The sequence below is a fragment of the Streptomyces sp. NPDC088252 genome (genome assembly GCF_044740965.1).
Lineage (GTDB): Bacteria > Actinomycetota > Actinomycetes > Streptomycetales > Streptomycetaceae > Streptomyces.
The window spans coordinates 378,530-395,938 of sequence record NZ_JBIURS010000007.1; the positions used below are offsets into that span (position 1 = coordinate 378,530).

A 17,409-nucleotide genomic window follows, 5' to 3' on the forward strand; every position below is an offset into this window, starting at 1 on the left:
CGGCTCAGAACACGAACGGTCCCGGCGACTGGGCGGACGTTGCGTTGCAGGTCGCCGTGATGCCCAGGACCACGACCTTGAGGGACTTGGCCTCCAGGCTGTCACCCGAGGCGACGGTGCCGTTGAGCGGGCCCGTGGAAACGGGGCTGCCGGCGGGGATGGCCGGGTTGGCATTGCCGGTGAACGTCACCGTTCCCGCACCCTTGTTGGTGAGGGTGAGTGTCGATTTCACCGAGTTCGCCCCGATGCTGATCGGCGCGGTGATGGCGGACGTCGAGACGTTGATGGTCGCGGCCGTCCCGTTCTGAGTGGCGGTGAGGGTCGCGCTGCCCGAGCCGTAGGCGCCGCAGTCGAAGGAGATGGTGGCGGTGGTGGGGCTGACCGCGTCGGCCGTGGGTGCCAGCGCGAGTGTGCCTGCGGCGAGGGCGCAACAGACGGCGAGTCGCCTTGTGCCAAGCCTCATGGTGGTTGCCCTTCGTGTGGGGGGATTGCCGACGCGCGTCATCGCGGGGCCGCGTCGGAACATGCCAGTTCCCTGACGTATCGTCAGCGAACTGGCCCTCATTGAGGCACAACCCCCTTGAGGCAACAAGGTGCACCGTCATGATTTTTGGCATGTTACGGTCAATTTTGGTCAGCCTGGCGCGGTGACGGTGAGAGTGCGCGTAAAGGTACGCAAAGGAAGCCCCCCTTGAGCGTGGATGCCCGGATGTACGTTTCCACAACGAAAAGCATTCTCATCGGTGAGACGCGAGGGGGTTGAGGCGACTGAAGGTGGCCCTTGAGGGGTGCTCGTGTCCGTCGGCAACCGCCGCGGACGAAAAACCTTAGGCTTCCGCCTGATACCGGCCCAGACTCAGGAGCGCACCTCATGTTCGGTCCCGTTCAGAAGCATCCGTACCCCGACGCCCTTCGGCCGGACGAAGCACCCGTGCCGCACCCACTGCTCGCACCGCTGATCGGGTTCCTCGGCACCTGGGTCGGCCGCGGCCGAGGCGGGTACCCGACGCTCGCCGAAGAATTCGTCTATGCGCAGGAGGTCACCTTCAGTCATGACGGCCGGCCGTTCCTCCGCTACGAGGCGCGATCCTGGCTGCTCGGCCCGGACGGTACGCCGGTGCGGCCGTCGGCGCGGGAGAGCGGCTGGTGGCGGCTGCAGCCCGAGGCGCGCGTGGAAGCACTGATCACCCAGCCCACCGGCGTCGCGGAAATCCTGGTCGGCCACGCGGGCGACGGCCTGGTCGACCTCGGCTCCCATCAGGTGGCTCTCGCTCCCACCGCGAAGGAGGTCGATGCCACCCGCCGCCGCTACACGCTGACGGACGAGGACACGCTCGACTTCGTCCACGACCTCGCTGCGGTCGGTCAGCCGCTGCAGCACCACCTGTCGGCGCGGCTTCGACGCGGAGGTGGCAGCTAAGGGGTCTCTCGTCGGGATCGTGCCGGGCTCGTGCCCCGGCGCCGATCCGTTCCGATCCGAACGGAGGACCCCAGGACCACCGCGCCTGCGGGCCCCGTATCGATGGCGCCCGGCGTCAACATGGCGTTCCCAGGTTTCGCGTCCGACGTAAAAAGGTGGAAAAGCGGGTAAACCATTGTGGCGTGCAGGGCATCCTCCCAGGCGTGATGAGCCTGACGGGGACACCGTTCTTCCTGGCCACGATCGCGCTGGTCGTGGTCACCGTGCTGTTGCCCCTGCTGTTGTGGGGCCGGGTGCGCGGTCCCGCCGTGGTGCGCGGCACGGCCCGCCTTGTGATGGTCGTCTCCGCGCAGGCGGCGGCGGTGCTGAGCGTCTTCGTGATGGTCAACAACACCAACGGCCTCTACGACAGCTGGGCCGATCTGCTCGGCACCGGCCACCACATCGTCGCCGCGCCGAGCCTCGGGCGCGACGGGCTCGGGGAGCACGGGCGCCTGGCGAACGAGCCGAAGGTCGTCCAGGACTTCAGCCTGACGCACGATGCCCGGATGGGCCGCGGCGTTCGCGTCACCCAGCTGAACGGCCGGGTGTCGGGGGTGCGCGGCGAGGTCTACGTATGGCTGCCGCCGCAGTACGGCCAACCGGCCTTCCGGCACCGCAAGTTTCCCGTGGTCGAGCTCCTGGGCGGTTTCCCCGGATCGGCGAAGGCCTGGTTCGGCAGCCTGCGGGTGCAGTCGCAGCTGGAGTCCGGGATGCGGAGCGGGCGGGTCGCCCCGTTCATCCTCGTGGAGCCGCGGACCAACCTGCTGGCGGGCCAGGACACCGGGTGCGCCAATGTGCCGGGTGTCGTGGACGCCGAGTCCTGGCTGAGCGTGGACGTCCGGCAGATGGTGACCGACACCTTCCGCGCGCAGAGCCGTGCGAGCGGCTGGGCGGTGGCCGGGTTCTCGGCCGGGGCGCACTGCGCCGTGAAGATGGCGCTCGCCCACCCCGACCGCTACCGGGCCGCAGTGGGTCTTTCCGGCTACAACGACCCGGCCGCCGAACGGGTCTCCCTCACGGCCCGGGACCCGAAGTTGCGGCGCGTCAACAACCCGCTGTGGATTCTGCGCCACGCCATCACCCCGCCGCCCGTCGCGCTGTACCTCTCGGGTGGGCTCAACGACGGCTACCGTGACGGCCTCGCACTGCGGCGGGCCGCGGTGTTCCCGACACGGGTGGCGGTGGCCGAGGTGAGCGGGCCGCACACCATCGGACTGTGGAAACGCCAGGTGCCGCAGGTCTTCCGCTGGCTGACGGCAGAACTGGCGCCCTACCAGGGCGGGGGCGCTCGCGCGAAGGGCATCTGATCGACGGGGGCCGGGCCGGTGAGAAGCGCGGTACGGGCACCGCGCCGGGCGGTGATGCGGGCGGAGACGGGTGACAGGGCCATCATGACCAGGCCGCCCGGCGCCAGTGCGAGACCTGCCGCGAGTGTGGACTGCCCGAGCCCGTAACCGGTGGCTTCGGGAGACCGGAGCAACTGCGGCAGGGTCAGCGACATCGCGTACATGGCGAAGCCGACGAGCACGGAGGCCAGGTTGGTGAACAGTACGGGCCGCCGAACGGTGACCCGAAGGTCCACCAGCGGCTGGGACACGCGCGTCTCGTAGACCGCCCAGAGCGCCAGGATCACGGCGCCGCCCGCGAACAGCCCGAGGGTGGTGGCGCTCGTCCAGCCCCAGTCGCCGCCCTTGGTGACCGGCAGCAGCAAGCACACGAGTCCGGCCGCGAGCCCGATCGCGCCCGGGGTGTCGAATCGTCCGGGTGCCTGGTTGGGGGATTCGGGCAGGAGGAAGACCACCAGCGTGAGGCACACCAGTCCCAGCCCGGCCGCGAGCCGGAACAGGACGTGCCAGTCGGCGTACTGGACGATGGCGGCGGCGACGGGGAGGCCGATCGCACCACCGACCCCGAGGGTCGCGCTGACCAGTGACACGGCGCCGCCCACGCGTGCGGCGGGCAGTTCGTCGCGCAGGATGCTGATGCCCACGGGGATGACTCCGGTGGCCAGGCCCTGCAGCACCCGTCCGGTGATCACCGGGATCAGGCTGTCGGTCAGGGCACACACCACGGAGCCCACGACGAGCGCGACCAGGCTGGCGATGAGGATCTTGCGTTTGCCGAACATGTCGCCGAGGCGTCCGGAGATGGGTGTCACCACGGCTGCCGCGAGGAGCGTGGCGGTGATCACCCAGGACGCGTCGGACGGCTCGGCGTCCAGCAGGTGTGGTAGTTGCGGGATGATCGGTACGACGAGGGTCTGCATGAGCGACACCACGACGCCGCTCAGTGCGATCACGGCGGTGACCGCACCGGGTCCCGGCGTGCGGGTGGACGAGTCCGACAACGAAGAGCTCCTTGAACGAATCGGCGCCCGTGGGGCGCGCATGGGCATGAAACGGGTGGGTTCACCGGGGCGCGGGCGCACCGGCAGCGGGCACGGCGCGGGTGGGGCCGGTGAGCGGCCTTCGGTGCAGGCGCGGTGCTTTCTCCGGGGCGTTCCGGGCGAGGACGGCGATGGTGCGGCCATTCACCCTGTGGACGCCGGTGAAGCGGTCCGGATCGGGGCCGAGGCCATGGAGTCGAACTCCGCCTCCGGCGTGACCACGCCGTGCGCGACCGTCTCGTGCGGCCCCCGGTCTGTGCAGAGGAGGGGGACGGGGCAGCACTTGTCCGCCGTCCGGCAGCTCGGTGGCGGAGCGGGCCCACTCGTCGGCGTGTGTCCGGAGTTCGAGTACCTGCTGAGCATCTGGTGGCGGCAGCCACGCCGCTGCACGTCTGGACGCCGGGCCGCGGCCCGGCCGTCCGCGTCGCAGCGCGTCCCGTGCGCCGGGTCACCGCCCGGGACCACCGGGTACTCAGGCTCCGGAAGAAGCGCGGCCCCGGACGATCACCCGCTACGAAGACGTCGAACCTGCACCGCGGGTGCGTGGCCGGGCGAGCCCGGCGCACGGGTCGAAGGGGCAGGTCCGTGCGGTCGGATGCGCGCCGGCGGATCCGGCGTCGGGCTGATCTGCGCTCATGTGGGGCTCCATGCCTCTGGTGCGTCGGGAGGGTCGGGCGCACAGGGTTTGCTGAGCATTGTGCATACGATGTGCGCTGTACGCATCATGTGCACAATGCACAAACCCCGGTGGTCTTGGCTCGGGAGCGCGGGGGCATGCGCGATGATGAGCGGGAACCGACGGTGGAAGAGGACCAAGGACATGAGTGAGCAAGAGCGAGGGCTGAGTGGGCGAGAGCGCCGGCTGAGTGATCTGGAGCGTGAGCTGACCTTGCTGTCCCGGCATTTCATCGCCGCGCGAGGCCCCCGCATCGGCCAGAGCCTGGAACGCTCGGCCTACGTTCTGCTCACCCGGCTGGAGGTCGGTGAACCGCTCACGCTCAAGGAGCTGGCACACACCTTCCAGGTCGGCGTGTCCACCATCAACCGCCAGGTCAGCGCCATGCTCCGCAACGGCCTGGTGGAGCGGATCCCCGATCCCGAGGGAGGAATGGCCCGCAAGTTCCGTCCCACCGCGCTCGGCCTGGAACGTCTGGAGGCCGACCGTGCCGTGAGTCGCGCCGGGACCACGCGCCTCATCGAAGCCTCGGGCTGGGCGGACCAGCGAACCGAGCAGTTCCTCACGCTGTTGGTCGAGTTCAACCAGAGCATCGAACAACTGGAGGGGCTCACGTGGTCGCGCGCGGGCCGGGCCGAGAATCCGACCGCCGCAGACTGACCAATGGATAGCGGGCGGTCAGGTCCTGGCCGGCCGTGGGATCGGTGCGCGAAACCGGCGCTGCCTTCGGGGGTGTCTTCATGTGCCGGATGCGTCCGGCCGTGCCATGACGGCCGTCCCCGCGCCGGGCGGCCCTTGAGGGGGCATGACCCGATACGCCGCAAACCCGCCACGGGATGATCTCGGAGTCCGGGCGGGTCTGTGTTCCACCGGGTCGCGTTGGGTGCCTTGTACGACCTCTCCGAGCCCGGCACGTGGCTGTTCGATCATTGCAATGGGTGAGAGGTGAGGGCTGTGGCGAGGGGTCCCGAGGAGATCGCGATGCCGCGAGGCGGGCTCACCCGGCGGACACGTCGGCCGATCGCGCTGGGACCGGCCGACGGCCTCGCCTGCACGGAGATCGCCGACCGTCCCGTGGCGGATTTCTGGCGTATCCGGGTCATGCTCCTTGAGCCGGAGGAGCCGGTCAGTGCACGCGTTCGCAGCAATCCGTGGCAAACAGCAACGAGCCGGGTGGCAGTTCGCCCGGTTGCCGTCCGATCACCCGCAGACATGCTTCGAGGGACCCTTCCCCGGGCGGGTGTTCGAGGGTGATCGCGTCCAGTACGGTGAGCTCCCCGGCGAGTTGGAGCTCCGCCGTGTGCACGCCCTCCGGGATGGAGCCGCCCAGGGTCCCGAAGGCTGCCGTGCCGCCGTCCTCGGCAACGCACTCGCTGATCTCGAAGCACCAGTGCCCGGCCGCTTCGGTGAGCAGGGACTTGCCGCTCCTGCCCAGTCCGGTGAGGAATTCGGAGCGGGCCCGTAGTTGGTGCGCGACGGCGCAACAGATCGGGACCGCCGTGCCGTACGGCGTCACCACCCGTGTGTACCCGGCGTGGGGATAGCACGACAGGGCCTCGTCGAGCAGCCCCAACGCGGTGTCCCGTACCGTCGGGCGCCCCTGCTGGGCGATGTCCAGGAGCAGAGGCGCCGCGACCGCCGCCGCTGGAAACACCGCGGCACTGTGGCCATGGACGATTCCGCCGCCGCCGAGCATCGAGCCGGCTTCCGCCGCCTGTATCGGGTTCGCCGCGTCGGCCAGGGCACGCAGGCCGTGGGCGGCACGAGCAGGTACATACCAGTCGGGAGGGCCCGGTATGGCGCCCCAGTCCACCGCGTCTACGGCATCCAGCACAACGGAATCTTCGCACCCGGCCGTTGCCCGGAGTCCGCAAGGTTCACACGAGTGCCTGGGGCAGCGACGTCCGACCGCGGGAGTCGGGCGCTCCGCTCCCCGAACTCGCGTCCGGCGCCACTGCACCGGAACCCGGGGCAGAACGGACAACTGCCGGATCAGTACGTTCCCGGCGCACCGTCGGACCACGGGGCCGTGCGCTGATCGGCCGTGATTCGTACCCGGCTCGTCCCTCGGTACGCCTCCGTCCGGATGCGGCCGCTCATGACTGCCGCCGCAGGGCTGTTACACGACTGAGTGGATGCCTTGACGTGCCTGACGCGCGGTCGAGACCGGCCGGAGGGCCGCCGAGCCCAAGATCGGGGCCGGAATCGACGGCCAAGTGCCGTACCCCGCACGAGCCCGCCGGGGCCGTACCCGGTGGCAGACGAAAGGGAGTGCACTCTTGCGCAAGCCAATGAGCCGACGGACGGCCGCCGCCCTCGCGAGTTCCGGTGCGTTCGGAACCTGTGTACCGCCACGCCGTCCGCGTCGGCGATCGTCGGCGGAGAGCCGGTCGCGGACGGCAAACGGCCCTTCGTCGTGCAGATCGAGGAACAGGGCGACGACGGCGCCTGGTCGCACTTCTGCGGCGGGGCGCTCATCGACAGCCGGGTCGTCGCCACGGCGGCGCACTGTGCCAAGTTCGCCGAACAGGGCAAGGTCGAGATCCGGCTCGTCCTGGGGCGGGCTGATTCCAGTGCACCCGGAGGAACGGTGGTGACCGATGATCACTTCGCCGTCCACAGCCACCCCGAGTTCTCGACACTGACGAACACGGACCTCGGTCTCATCGTGCTCGACCGTCCCGCCGACCAGGCGACCGCGGCCCTTCCCGCATTGCGAACGAAATTGCGGGCGGGGCGTCTCCTGCGCGCCGCCGGCTGGGGGCGTACCGACCTCGCCGAACCGGACAAGCCGTCACGCCTGCGCGAAGCGACGCTTCCCGTCACGAAGTTCGACACTGAAGGAGGGACGTGGGACAAGCAGTTCATCTGCGCCGGAACCGCACAGTCGCGGGTTGCGCCCGGCGACAGCGGAGGGCCCCTGTTCGATCCGGGCGCATCCGGCAAGGCTGTCGTGTACGGCCTGGTGACCGGAGAAACGAACACCTGCCAGGGGCTGTTCACGAACCTGGCCGACCCGGCCATCTGGAAGGTGTTCCGAGAACCGCTCGCTTCTCACGGCCTCTCGCACGTCATTCCGACCGAGGCCGCTGACCCGGCCGAAGCGGCCTGAAACCGCACGCCGGGAGGCCGCCGGACCTCTGGCCGAGCCATATCGCGATGTCCTGGTCGGTCGGATGAAGACCGGCGGACCGATCATCCGAGGGCGACCGGGAGTTCGGCGGCCGGTTCGGCGGGGACGAGGTGGTGCGGCGTCCACTCCAGAACGGACGCGGAGGGGCAGTTGCCCGCGGTGAGGGCTTCGTCGCGGGTTCCGACCCGGAGGCCCCGGGTCGGCGCGCCTGCCGAGGGGCCGACTCTCGCGCTTCCTCGGAAGCCGTGGCAGAGGGCTTCCAGGGGGAGGACACGCTACGCGAAGCGCTCCTCGCGACTGACCGGGATCCTTCAAGTCCGGATTGTTCCTACCAAGGGAGGGGGCCCGCTTCGTCGAAGTAGCCACCGGTGGGGCCGTCGGGTCCCACCTGGGCCATGCGGACGATGATCTCGGCGCCCTGTTCGACGGTCTGGACGCCGGTGTTGCCGTTCAGGTCGGTCTTGGTGAAGCCAGGCTCCACGGCATTGATCCGCATGCCCGGAAACGCCTTCGCGTACTGCACGGTGATCATGTTGACCGCTGTCTTCGACGCCGGGTAGGCGACGCCCGGGTAGGCGTACGCCGGAGCGTCCGCGTCGGTGACGCGGGTCAGGGAAGCCAGGCCACTGCTGACGTTGACCACCACCGGGGCGATGGAACGCCGCAGCAGCGGGAGGAACGCGTGGGTGACGCGCACCGTGCCGAAGACGTTCGTCTCGAACAGGTGCCGCATCACGTCGGCGGTCACGTCCGCGGCACCGATCACGTTGTTGTCGGCGTCGAGGCTCTCGATACCCGCGTTGTTGATCAGTACGTCCAGCCCTCCATCGGCCTCGATGCTTTTGGCCGCGGCCTGAACGGACGCGTCGTCGGTGACGTCGAGCTGGACGATCCGCGCGCCCAGCCGTTCCGCGGCGCGGCGGCCGCGTTCGATGTCCCGGCTGCCGACGTAGACGATGTGGCCCGCGGCGGTCAGGCGGCGGGCGGTCTCGAAACCGAGGCCCTTGTTGGCCCCGGTGATCAGTGTCGTAGTCATGCCTCCAGGCTGCGGCGGGCGGTGGGAATCTGCCAGCAGCCCCTTCTTCCTGGGACTGCCGGTACCAGGAAGATCCGCGTGGGGCGGCCACGTGGCCGGGCTCGTACCGCCGGGGCAGGGCACGGGGCCGGCGTACATCACGCCGAGCGTGCACCGGATGCTGGACCGGCTCACCGGTACGCCCGTCGCGGTCTCCGACGCGTCGTGGACGCTGCTGCTGGCCAACCCGTTGTACACGGCGCTGATGGGCGAGAGGCAACGTCGGGAGCGCAACGGCGCGTGGCGCGCCTTCCTCGGCCCCGGCGGCCGCGTCCGCCACACATCGCAGTCCCGGCTCGCGATGGAGACCGCGGTGGTGGCCGACCTGCGCTCGGCAGCGAGCCGGTATCCGGAGGACCAGCGGTTGCGGCACCTGATCGCCGAATTGCGGGCGAACAGCGAGCGGTTCGCCGATCTGTGGGACTGCGGAGCCGTGGGTCGTCACGAGGCGTCCCGCAAGACCGTGGATCACCCACAGGTGGGCGTCGTGACGCTGGACTGCGACGTGCTCAGCGTCGCGGGCAGCGACCTGCGCATCATGATCTACACGGCCGAGCCCGGTAGCCAGGACGCCGAACGACTTGAGCTCCTTTCCGTCCTGGGCACCCAGACACTCGCCGGGTAGCGCTTCGAAGGCGCCATCACACCGAGGCCGTCGCCCGCGCCGGTGTCCTGCGCGGCCCATGTGCCACCTGCTTCCAGCCGTGTCGTCGGACACGCCGAATACCGTGCTCGGTTTGTCATTCATCGGGTTGGACGCGGTTTCGTGCCGACAAGCGGCAGCGGCCGATTCCGGTCGCTCATGCCCGTGGCGCCTGGCGGGAGACTGCCCTACGTCGCCGAGGTCCCGGAGAAGCGTGTTGAACGCGCCCAGGGCCGCGCCTGCGAGAACGTGGGCCTCATCGGCTCGCACAACGACATCGCGTGCACTCGGCCGGAGCAACGCGAAGCAGAACAGCGACGCCGGAGGTCGTCACGCACCGCTCCGAGCCGCCATTGCGAGCCGCTCTTGGGGTAGGCGGTCGGCATGTGCGGGGTCGGCAGTGTCTGATCCAGATGCGCGCGAGCGAGACCGGCGTGACGATCGGGGTACGGGCAGTGGTCCGGTCGCGCCCCGGCCCCGAACGGGGCCGGTCCCCTTCCTCGGGCGCTCCGGTCCGCTTCCCTTCCCACGCTGCCAGGGGGGCCTGGAGGTGGACATGCCGCGGCCCTTGTGGACCGGTGCCATCAGCTTCGGCCTGGTCACGATCCCGATCAAGGTCGTGTCCGCGACCGAGGACCGCTCGGTCCGGTTCCACCAGGTCCATCTGAAGGACATGGGCCGGGTCCGTACCCGCAAGGTCTGTGAACTGGACGGCGAAGTCGTCCCGCAGGAAGAGATCGGCAGGGGCTACGAGCTCACCCGGGACGAGACCGTCCCCGTCACCGATGAAGAGCTGGATGAGATGCCGCTGCCCACGGCGAAGGCGATCGAGATCGTGGCGTTCGTCGACGCGGACAGCATCGACCCGATCCGGATCAGCGACAGCTACTACCTCGCGATCGACGGACAGGTAGCCGCCAAGCCCTACACCTTGCTCCGCAAGGCCCTGGAGCGCTCCGACAAGGTCGCCGTCGCGAAGTTCGCCTGGCACAACCGCGAGCGCCTCGGACTTCTGCGGGTACGGGAGGGGGCGATCGTGCTGCACAGCATGCGGTGGCCGGACGAGATCCGCAGTCCCGAATCCCTCGCTCCCAAGGTCACCGGTCTGGACGAGGACGAGATCGAACGGGCCGTCCAGCTCACCGACACCATGGCCCTCGACGACATCTCCGGATTCCGCGACCAGTACCGCGACGCCCTGGAGGAACTGATCGAGGCGAAGGCGGAGGGCAAGGAATCACCGCGGCCGGCCGAGGGAGAGGAACCGAAGGCCGGGAAGGTCGTGGACCTGATGGCTGCCCTGAACGCCTCGGTCGAGGCCGCCAGGAAATCACGCGGCGAGGAAGCGACGGTGCACGAGATGCGGCCCCGCAGGAAGACGCCTGTGAAGAAGACCGCACCGGCCACGAAGACCGCCGCGAAGAAGACCGCGACGAAGAGGAAGACCACGGCCCGGAAGGCCGCCGCGCCGAAGCGCAGTGCCTCCTGAACCCGAATCGGCCCATGCTGTTGCCCCGGATCGATCCCATGCTCGCCACCCCCGGCAGCCTGCCGGTCGAGGACGACCGGTGGGCGTTCGAGGTGAAGCACGACGGTCAGCGGGCCGTGATCTACCTTCCGGGCGATGGCACCGTCACCTTGCGGGCCCGGTCCGGGGCGGACATCACCGGCGCATACCCAGAGCTCAGGGACCTGGGATCCGCCCTCGGCGGCCCTGCGGTCCTGGACGGAGAGATCGTCGCGCTCGATTCCGAGGGACGGAGCGATTTCGAGCGGCTCCAGTCCCGGATGGGGCTTGCCGGATCCCCGGCGAAAGCGGCCCGCATGGCCCGGTCCGTGCCCGCCCACCTGGTCCTGTTCGACGCCCTCCACTTGGGGAGGTCCAGTCTGATCCGGCTGCCGTACACCGAGCGCCGCACCGTACTGGAGGATCTGGGCCTGGACGGGGACCAGTGGTCCACTCCAACGGCGGTCGTCGGGCGCGGCGCGCAAGCCCTGGAGACGACCCGGGCCGCGGGTCTGGAGGGTTTGGTCGCGAAGCGTCTCACCTCCCGCTACGAGCCCGGTGTTCGCTCCCACGCGTGGATCAAGATCCGGCATGTCCGCACCATCGACGTGATCGTCGGCGGATGGCTGCCCGGCCGCGGCAGGCTCACCGGCCTGCCCGGCGCCCTGCTGGTGGGAGAGCAGCACCAGCACGGTCTGCGATACATCGGCAGCGTCGGCACGGGATGGAGCGACAGGGAACGCACCGCACTGGCAGCACTTCTCCGGACCGCCGCCATCGACGACTGCCCCTTCGACACCCCGCCTGCGGTGGCCGGGGCACGATGGGTACTCCCGCGCCTCGTCGGCGAGGTGCGCTACACGACCCGCACCAAGGCAGGCCTGCTCCGGCACCCCACCTGGCACCGGCTGCGACCCGACCTCGCCCCTGACGACACCGCATGAACACGACATGGCCTGCGGGGCCAGGCGTGTCTGCGGACTGCCGATCCGGCACAGACCGATGTCGGGCCCGGTCACGGCCGAAGCCGCCTCCTCCCGGCTCGGTTTCGCCATGTTCCCGGGCCGCTTCGGCCGACCGGATCGTCAGCCGGGGGCCTTCGGGCCGATCGCTCGTGCCCTCCCGGAAGCGGAACCTGTGGAGCCCCGCGGCTGAGTCCCGCCACGATCACGACGCGTATCGGGCGGCTACCGGCCAGGCTCCATGCTCGCGATCGTGCGCAACTGGTGATCGTCGTCTATGAGACACGCTTGGTGGCCGACCGCCGGACCGGAATGTGATGCAGCTGCCTTCCGTCCGGCTCGGCGGAAGGGGGCGGCGCACGGCTTTGTCGTGATCCGCCCCACCCATGTGCCGCAGGTCGGTCGGCTGCCTCGTCCGCCCGTCCTGCGAGCACCTGGCGGAACTCGGCGTCCCGTCGTGGCACGGCCGCTTCGCCGTCCAGGCCATGGCCGACCCCGTACTGCGCGCGATCGCCATCGACGAGGCAATCGAACGACCCTCCCTGCGAAGGACGTTGGAGGGACTCGCCACCCGCATCACCGCAGTACCCCTCCACGTCCGCGCCGAGCGCGCCGACATGGCGCGTCACCTCATCCTCCAGACCTGCGCCGAGCGGGAGCGCGCACTCGCCGACGGCGCTGCCACCCGCCACGCGTCCTGGACCCACACCGCCGGCACCCTTGCCGATGCCGTCGTCGGCCTGTTTCTCGCACCGGTCACCGTTCGCCGCAGAGGGCTGCCCCGTAACCCGCACGGATCGCAAGGCGGACGAGGGGACGCGCCGACCGGCGACAACGCGGCGAGGCATGGCACCGGAGCAGACGAGCCCGGCGTGATCCGAACGAAGGACCCCGACCCCGCCCCACACCCACAGGAGACCCATGCCCACCCCCCACGCCCCGCAGGAGCTCGGCTTCGACCTCGACGAACTGCGTGCCCGGTACCGCACCGAACGGGACCGGCGCATTCGCCCGGAGGGCAGCGGACAGTACGGCGCCCCGAGGGTGAGTTCGACCGGTTCGACGAAGACCCCTACGCCGACGGCGAGTCGACGCGGGAGCCGCTCGACGACCGGGTGACGGCCCTGATCATCGGCGGCGGCTTCGGCGGACTGCTCGCCGGAGCCCGGCTGCGCCAGGCGGGCGTCGACTCGGTCCGCCTGATCGAGAAGGGCGCCGACTTCGGCGGCACCTGGTACTGGAACCGCTATCCGGGCATCCACTGCGACATCGAGTCGTACGTCCACATTCCCCTGCTCGAAGAGGTGGGGTACGTCCCGGCGTGGAAGTACGCCCCGGGCGAGGAGATCAGGCAGCACGCGCGGGCGATCGCGCGCCGCTTCCAGCTCCACGACGACGCCTGTTTCCGCACCCGGGTGACCGAACTGCGCTGGGACGAGGAAGGAGCGGAGTGGTTCGTCGCCACCGACCGCGGCGACCGGATCAGGGCCCGCCACGTGGTCGTCGCCACCGGCACCCTCAGCCAGGCCAAGCTCCCCGGCATCCCGGGCATCGAGACGTACCGCGGCCACACCTTCCACACCAGCCGCTGGGACTACGCGTACACCGGTGGGGGCGCCGACGGCGGACTGCACAAACTCGCGGACAAACGCGTCGCCCTGATCGGGACCCGCGCGACCGCCATCCAGGTCGTCCCGCACCTCGGCGCCGACGCCCAGCATCTGTACGTGTTCCAGCGCACCCCGTCCACCGTCGATGTGCGCGGCAACCGGCCCACCGACCCCGACTGGGCCCAGTCCCTGACTCCTGGCTGGCAGCGGCGCCGCATGGAGAGCTTCCTTGAGACCGTCACCGGAGCACGCGTGGTGGAGGACCTCGTGAACGACGCCTGGACCAGCAGCGCCCGGCTCCAGGAGAAGATGATCCCCACCAACAGCTACGCGCACATCCCGGCCGAGGAACGCGAACGGGCCTACGAGACAGCCGACTTCCAGAAGATGAACGAGCTGCGCGGCCGCGTCGACAGCATCGTCACGGACGCGGCCACCGCGGAGAAGCTCAAGCCCTGGTACCGCTACATGTGCAAGCGTCCCACGTTCAGCGACACCTACCTGCAGACTTTCAACCGGCCCGATGTCACTCTCGTCGACACCGCCGACACCCACGGCGTCGAACGCATCACGGACCGGGCCGTCGTGGTCGGCGACACCGCGTACGAGGTCGACTGCATCATCTTCGCGACCGGCTTCGAGACCGGCGTCTCCGGCGTGATGTCGGGCAAGCTGCCCGTGTACGGACGCGGCGGCGCGAGCCTTCTCGACTCCTGGAAGGACGGACCCAGCACCCTGCACGGGTTCTACAGTCATGGCTTCCCGAATCTGTTCCACATGGGGTCGCTGCAGAACGTCAGCGCCGTCAACTTCGTCCACGTCCTCGACGAGCAGGCCACACACATCGCCGAGGTCGTGGCGCAGGCCCGCGAACGCCGGGCGAGGTACGTCGAACCGACCGTCGAGGCCCAGGACGCGTGGGTGGCCACGATTCGACGCAAGGCCGCCGATCTGTACGCGTTCCACGCCGAGTGCACCCCCGGCTACTACAACAACGAGGGCCGGCCCAGGGAGCGGAGCCAGGCCTACGGCGACGGCCCGGTCGCCTTCCACGAACTGCTCCGGAACTGGCGCGAGAAAGGCGGTCCGAGCGACGTGCTCGTCGGGAAGCAGGACGACGAAGAGGCGGGCGGGGACGTGGTGAGCGCGTTCCCCAACCGCTTCGACGCGACCGGCCGGGCGCGGACCACCAGTGGTCGCTGGAAGACCCGCCGCCTCAACCCGCCCAACCGGCTGTGGGGTTCCAACGGAATCGGTGTCCCGGCTCGGCGAGGACGGCGCGGTCGTCGTCGCCGAGGGGCTCGGCGCGCCGGAGGGGCTCGCGGTGTTGGACGGCGAACTGTTCACCGTCGACACCGCAGGACGCAGACTCCTCGCCGTCTCGCCCATGACGGGCGAACCGCGCGTCGAAGCCGAGGAGTTGCCTGTCGGACTGCCCCCTGGAGTTCGCCCACCGGTTCGGCCCGCCCTCTTCGCGGGCGGCCTGCCCGGCTCGGCGCGCCGCTTCGCCGGCCTCACCGTCGCGCCCGACGGCACGTTGCTGCTCTCGGCCGACGGGGAGGGCACGGTGCTGCGGCTCACCCCGTCGCGGGGCAACGACTGAGCGTGGTACCGCGAGAGGCGCGCGGCCCTGCGGACTCCGCAAGGCCGACGCGAATGCGGCCGACTGCCCGTACCCGAGTGGCACCGCGACCGGGGGCACCGGTGTGTCGCCGACGGAGCGCTCGACCATGAATGGTTGGCGGACAGCCTTCCAGCGGTCACCCGGGCGCGACACAATCAACCGCATGACGATCGCCACGGATACGGCGCCCACGCACAACGGTCCGGTCGCCCTCGTGCGCGGATTCCTGACCGGCGGTGTGACCGGGGTGACGCCGGCCGCCCTGGTCGTCGGCATCGTCATCGAGAACGTCCCCCTGCTCGTCACGGGCCTGGGACTGCCCGTGGTGTACGGCGTGCTCCTCTTTCTGGCGGGCGTGCCGAGGCGTGCCCGCGAGGCGGCCGTCGCGCCGCGCACGGCTCTCGCGATGATCGAGAACCTGCGCGCGGGTTCGAGCGAAACAGGTGACGTGCCGATCCACTTCGTCCTCACGGTCGCGCCGGACGACGCACCGGCGTTCCGCGCAGAGATCACCCAGAGCATCAACCTGGTCGACCTTCCCGACTACCGGCCGCGCGGCGTCCTCGTGGTCCAGTACCCGCCGGACCGGCCGTGGCGGGTTCGGATCGTCACCCGGCCGACACCGGAGTGGGAGAGCCGTGCGGCCGACGCCCGCATCGACTCCGCCCCCGAGTCCGCCGTGGTGCAACAGCCTCCCGAGGGCTGTGCGTTCGGTACCGTCTTCCTCATCGGCCTGCTGCTCGGCGCCGCTACGGTCGTCCTGCTTTTCCACGGGGACCTGTTCGGCCCGGACGGCTCCGGGCAGCCGCCCGCCTCGGCCAAGCCTTCCGTCTCCTCATCGTCGTCGTCCACCACGGTCACGTCCACGGAGGTATCAGGGACGGTCGCCCTCGGCCCGGACCAGTCCCTGCTCGACGAGGGCGAACTGCGGCGCGCAGTCGCGTCCTTGACCAGGGGAAAGGACGCACCGCAGGCCATCACCGTCGTCCTCCAGGAACGGCTCATGTCAGTGGTGTTCACCCCCACCGGCACCGCCGCCCCGCAGTTCGACCTGCGCTCCCTGCCCTACGACCGTATCCCCGCCCTGGTCCGGGAGGCCACGACGACCCTCGGCGTCCGCTCCCCACGGACCTGGCAACTCACCGCCGACCATCTCGGCGGCCCCCTCACCATCCGCGTCACCGTGACCGGACCCAACGGGGCAGCGTCACTCGACGCGGACGGTGCGGGGAAGGTCGTACGACGCAGCCCGGCCCGCTGACCGACGATCCGGCCCCGCACGCCTTCGCCCGGCACCCGGGCTGTGACCGGGGCGGGGCGGCTCCGGCATCCGGTGTCAGCGGCTGCCCGATGCCCCGCGGAACGGATTCGGCCGACCTGCCGCACGGTGCTCCCGGGGCGGCTTCAGGAGCTCACCACTTCTCTCACCGCCGCGCGGAAGTCCTCCGTCCGCGGATGCGTGGGATGTGCGGGGCGGGCGAGGTAGACCGTGGTGGCGGGGGCGTCGGAGACAGGGACGAAGCGGACGCCCGGATGGCCGTGACTCTCCGCCGTGCCCGCCGCGCCCAGTCCGAACGCACCACCGGTGGCGATCAGGTTCAGCCACTCGTCCACATTGCCCACCTCGACCGTCCGGGTCGGACGCCGATCCGGGGGCCACAGGTCCGGCGAGGCAGTGCCGGTGTCGGGCCACAGCGCCAGCGGGAGGTCCGGGCGGATGGTGAGTTCGGCCAGCAGCACCCGGTCCCGGTCGGCGAGCGGGTGATCGTCGGGCAGGGCGGCGACCCGGCCCTCTCTGTAGAGGGCTTCGGTGCGGATGCGCGGGTCGGCCGGGATGGTGCGGAGCACCGCCATGTCGGTGTCACCGGTGGCGAGGCCCGCGGTGCTGTCGTCCTGCCGGACCACGTCGAGCGGGACATGCGGGTACATCCGGCGCCACGAGCGGAGCAGCGGGACGGTCTGGTGCCCGAGCACCGCGCAGGTGTAGCCGATGCGCAGGGGGCGGGAGACTGCCCGGGTGTCGGCGAGAGCCGCGTCCAGGTGGGCGAGGATCGCGCGCCCGTGCCCGAGCAGGGTCGTCCCGGCGGGGGTGAGGGCCAGGTGCCGGGAGGAGCGGTCGACGAGCCGCACGCCGACGCGCGCCTCGAGCTGGGCGAGCGTGCGGGAGAGAGCGGGCTGTGTCATGTGCAGTCGGGCTGCCGCGGCGGTGACGGTACCCGCTTCGGCCAACGCGTCCAGGGCCCTGAGATGGCGCAGCTCCACATCATCCATGCCTGTGGAGCATAGACCCTGCCCAGATGGCATTTCCGAGCCGGGCCGTCAGTCCGTAGC

General features: G+C 70.3%; 11 protein-coding genes and 3 pseudogenes. 9 read left to right on the forward strand and 5 right to left on the reverse strand.

Translation table 11 applies throughout. The features are described from left to right. Positions 1–4: 4 nt before the first annotated feature. Positions 5–463: a hypothetical protein gene (locus ACIOHC_RS17660; RefSeq protein ID WP_351074115.1), complete on the reverse strand. Its 459-nt coding sequence runs from the start codon at positions 461–463 to the stop codon at positions 5–7. A gap of 408 nt (positions 464–871) precedes the next feature. On the opposite strand from ACIOHC_RS17660, the gene ACIOHC_RS17665 reads away from it, so the two are divergent. Both ACIOHC_RS17665 and ACIOHC_RS17670 read left to right on the forward strand, forming a co-directional pair. Continuing rightward, positions 872–1,420, forward strand: coding sequence for an FABP family protein (locus ACIOHC_RS17665; RefSeq protein ID WP_351074116.1), 549 nt, complete (start codon positions 872–874; stop codon positions 1,418–1,420). Between the two features lie 206 nt (positions 1,421–1,626). Beyond that, complete coding sequence (locus tag ACIOHC_RS17670) at positions 1,627–2,769, forward strand: alpha/beta hydrolase-fold protein (RefSeq protein ID WP_351074204.1); 1,143 nt, start codon at positions 1,627–1,629, stop codon at positions 2,767–2,769. Between the two features lie 14 nt (positions 2,770–2,783). Here ACIOHC_RS17670 and ACIOHC_RS17675 read toward each other — a convergent pair. After that, positions 2,784–3,851, reverse strand: a pseudogene (locus tag ACIOHC_RS17675) (MFS transporter); the annotation flags it as partial. An 817-nt stretch (positions 3,852–4,668) separates the two neighbouring features. Here ACIOHC_RS17675 and ACIOHC_RS17680 point away from each other — a divergent pair. Then, a complete protein-coding gene (locus ACIOHC_RS17680; protein WP_351074117.1) occupies positions 4,669–5,184 on the forward strand; it encodes a MarR family transcriptional regulator in 516 nt (171 codons plus the stop codon). Positions 5,185–5,650: 466 nt separating this feature from the next. On the opposite strand, the gene ACIOHC_RS17685 is transcribed toward ACIOHC_RS17680, so the two are convergent. Beyond that, complete coding sequence (locus ACIOHC_RS17685) at positions 5,651–6,358, reverse strand: hypothetical protein (protein ID WP_365690174.1); 708 nt, start codon at positions 6,356–6,358, stop codon at positions 5,651–5,653. A gap of 420 nt (positions 6,359–6,778) precedes the next feature. Between ACIOHC_RS17685 and ACIOHC_RS17690 the strand changes: the two genes are divergently transcribed. Beyond that, positions 6,779–7,636, forward strand: a complete 858-nt coding sequence (locus ACIOHC_RS17690; protein WP_365690175.1) for a serine protease — start codon at positions 6,779–6,781, stop codon at positions 7,634–7,636. 349 nt (positions 7,637–7,985) lie between these two features. Here the strand turns inward: ACIOHC_RS17690 and ACIOHC_RS17695 are convergent, their stop codons facing one another. Continuing rightward, positions 7,986–8,693 carry an SDR family oxidoreductase gene (locus ACIOHC_RS17695; RefSeq protein WP_365690177.1) on the reverse strand — a complete coding sequence of 236 codons (708 nt, stop codon included), beginning with the start codon at positions 8,691–8,693 and terminating at the stop codon, positions 7,986–7,988. Between the two features lie 91 nt (positions 8,694–8,784). On the opposite strand from ACIOHC_RS17695, the pseudogene ACIOHC_RS17700 reads away from it, so the two are divergent. The 5 genes and pseudogenes from ACIOHC_RS17700 to ACIOHC_RS17720 all read left to right on the forward strand — a co-directional run. Further along, positions 8,785–9,357, forward strand: a pseudogene (locus ACIOHC_RS17700) (transcriptional regulator); the annotation flags it as partial. Positions 9,358–9,931: 574 nt separating this feature from the next. Next, on the forward strand, positions 9,932–10,864 hold the full coding sequence (locus ACIOHC_RS17705; protein WP_351074122.1) for a Ku protein: 933 nt from the start codon (positions 9,932–9,934) through the stop codon (positions 10,862–10,864). 14 nt (positions 10,865–10,878) lie between these two features. Beyond that, a complete protein-coding gene (locus ACIOHC_RS17710; RefSeq protein WP_351074123.1) occupies positions 10,879–11,826 on the forward strand; it encodes an ATP-dependent DNA ligase in 948 nt (315 codons plus the stop codon). Between the two features lie 939 nt (positions 11,827–12,765). Next, a pseudogene (locus ACIOHC_RS17715) lies at positions 12,766–14,567 on the forward strand (flavin-containing monooxygenase); the annotation flags it as partial. 674 nt (positions 14,568–15,241) lie between these two features. Further along, complete coding sequence (locus ACIOHC_RS17720; protein ID WP_351074124.1) at positions 15,242–16,339, forward strand: hypothetical protein; 1,098 nt, start codon at positions 15,242–15,244, stop codon at positions 16,337–16,339. Positions 16,340–16,482: 143 nt separating this feature from the next. On the opposite strand, the gene ACIOHC_RS17725 is transcribed toward ACIOHC_RS17720, so the two are convergent. Next, on the reverse strand, positions 16,483–17,349 hold the full coding sequence (locus ACIOHC_RS17725; RefSeq protein WP_351074125.1) for a LysR family transcriptional regulator: 867 nt from the start codon (positions 17,347–17,349) through the stop codon (positions 16,483–16,485). Positions 17,350–17,409: the final 60 nt, after the last annotated feature.

What these genes read in the sequence shown, in the direction of transcription:
- ACIOHC_RS17660 (WP_351074115.1), bottom strand. Translation starts at nt 463, where the DNA reads ATGAGGCTTGGCACAAGGCGACTCGCCGTCTGTTGCGCCCTCGCCGCA.
- ACIOHC_RS17665 (WP_351074116.1), top strand. Translation starts at nt 872, where the DNA reads ATGTTCGGTCCCGTTCAGAAGCATCCGTACCCCGACGCCCTTCGGCCG.
- ACIOHC_RS17670 (WP_351074204.1), top strand. Translation starts at nt 1,627, where the DNA reads ATGAGCCTGACGGGGACACCGTTCTTCCTGGCCACGATCGCGCTGGTC.
- ACIOHC_RS17680 (WP_351074117.1), top strand. Translation starts at nt 4,669, where the DNA reads ATGAGTGAGCAAGAGCGAGGGCTGAGTGGGCGAGAGCGCCGGCTGAGT.
- ACIOHC_RS17695 (WP_365690177.1), bottom strand. Translation starts at nt 8,693, where the DNA reads ATGACTACGACACTGATCACCGGGGCCAACAAGGGCCTCGGTTTCGAG.
- ACIOHC_RS17705 (WP_351074122.1), top strand. Translation starts at nt 9,932, where the DNA reads ATGCCGCGGCCCTTGTGGACCGGTGCCATCAGCTTCGGCCTGGTCACG.
- ACIOHC_RS17710 (WP_351074123.1), top strand. Translation starts at nt 10,879, where the DNA reads ATGCTGTTGCCCCGGATCGATCCCATGCTCGCCACCCCCGGCAGCCTG.
- ACIOHC_RS17720 (WP_351074124.1), top strand. Translation starts at nt 15,242, where the DNA reads ATGACGATCGCCACGGATACGGCGCCCACGCACAACGGTCCGGTCGCC.
- ACIOHC_RS17725 (WP_351074125.1), bottom strand. Translation starts at nt 17,349, where the DNA reads ATGGATGATGTGGAGCTGCGCCATCTCAGGGCCCTGGACGCGTTGGCC.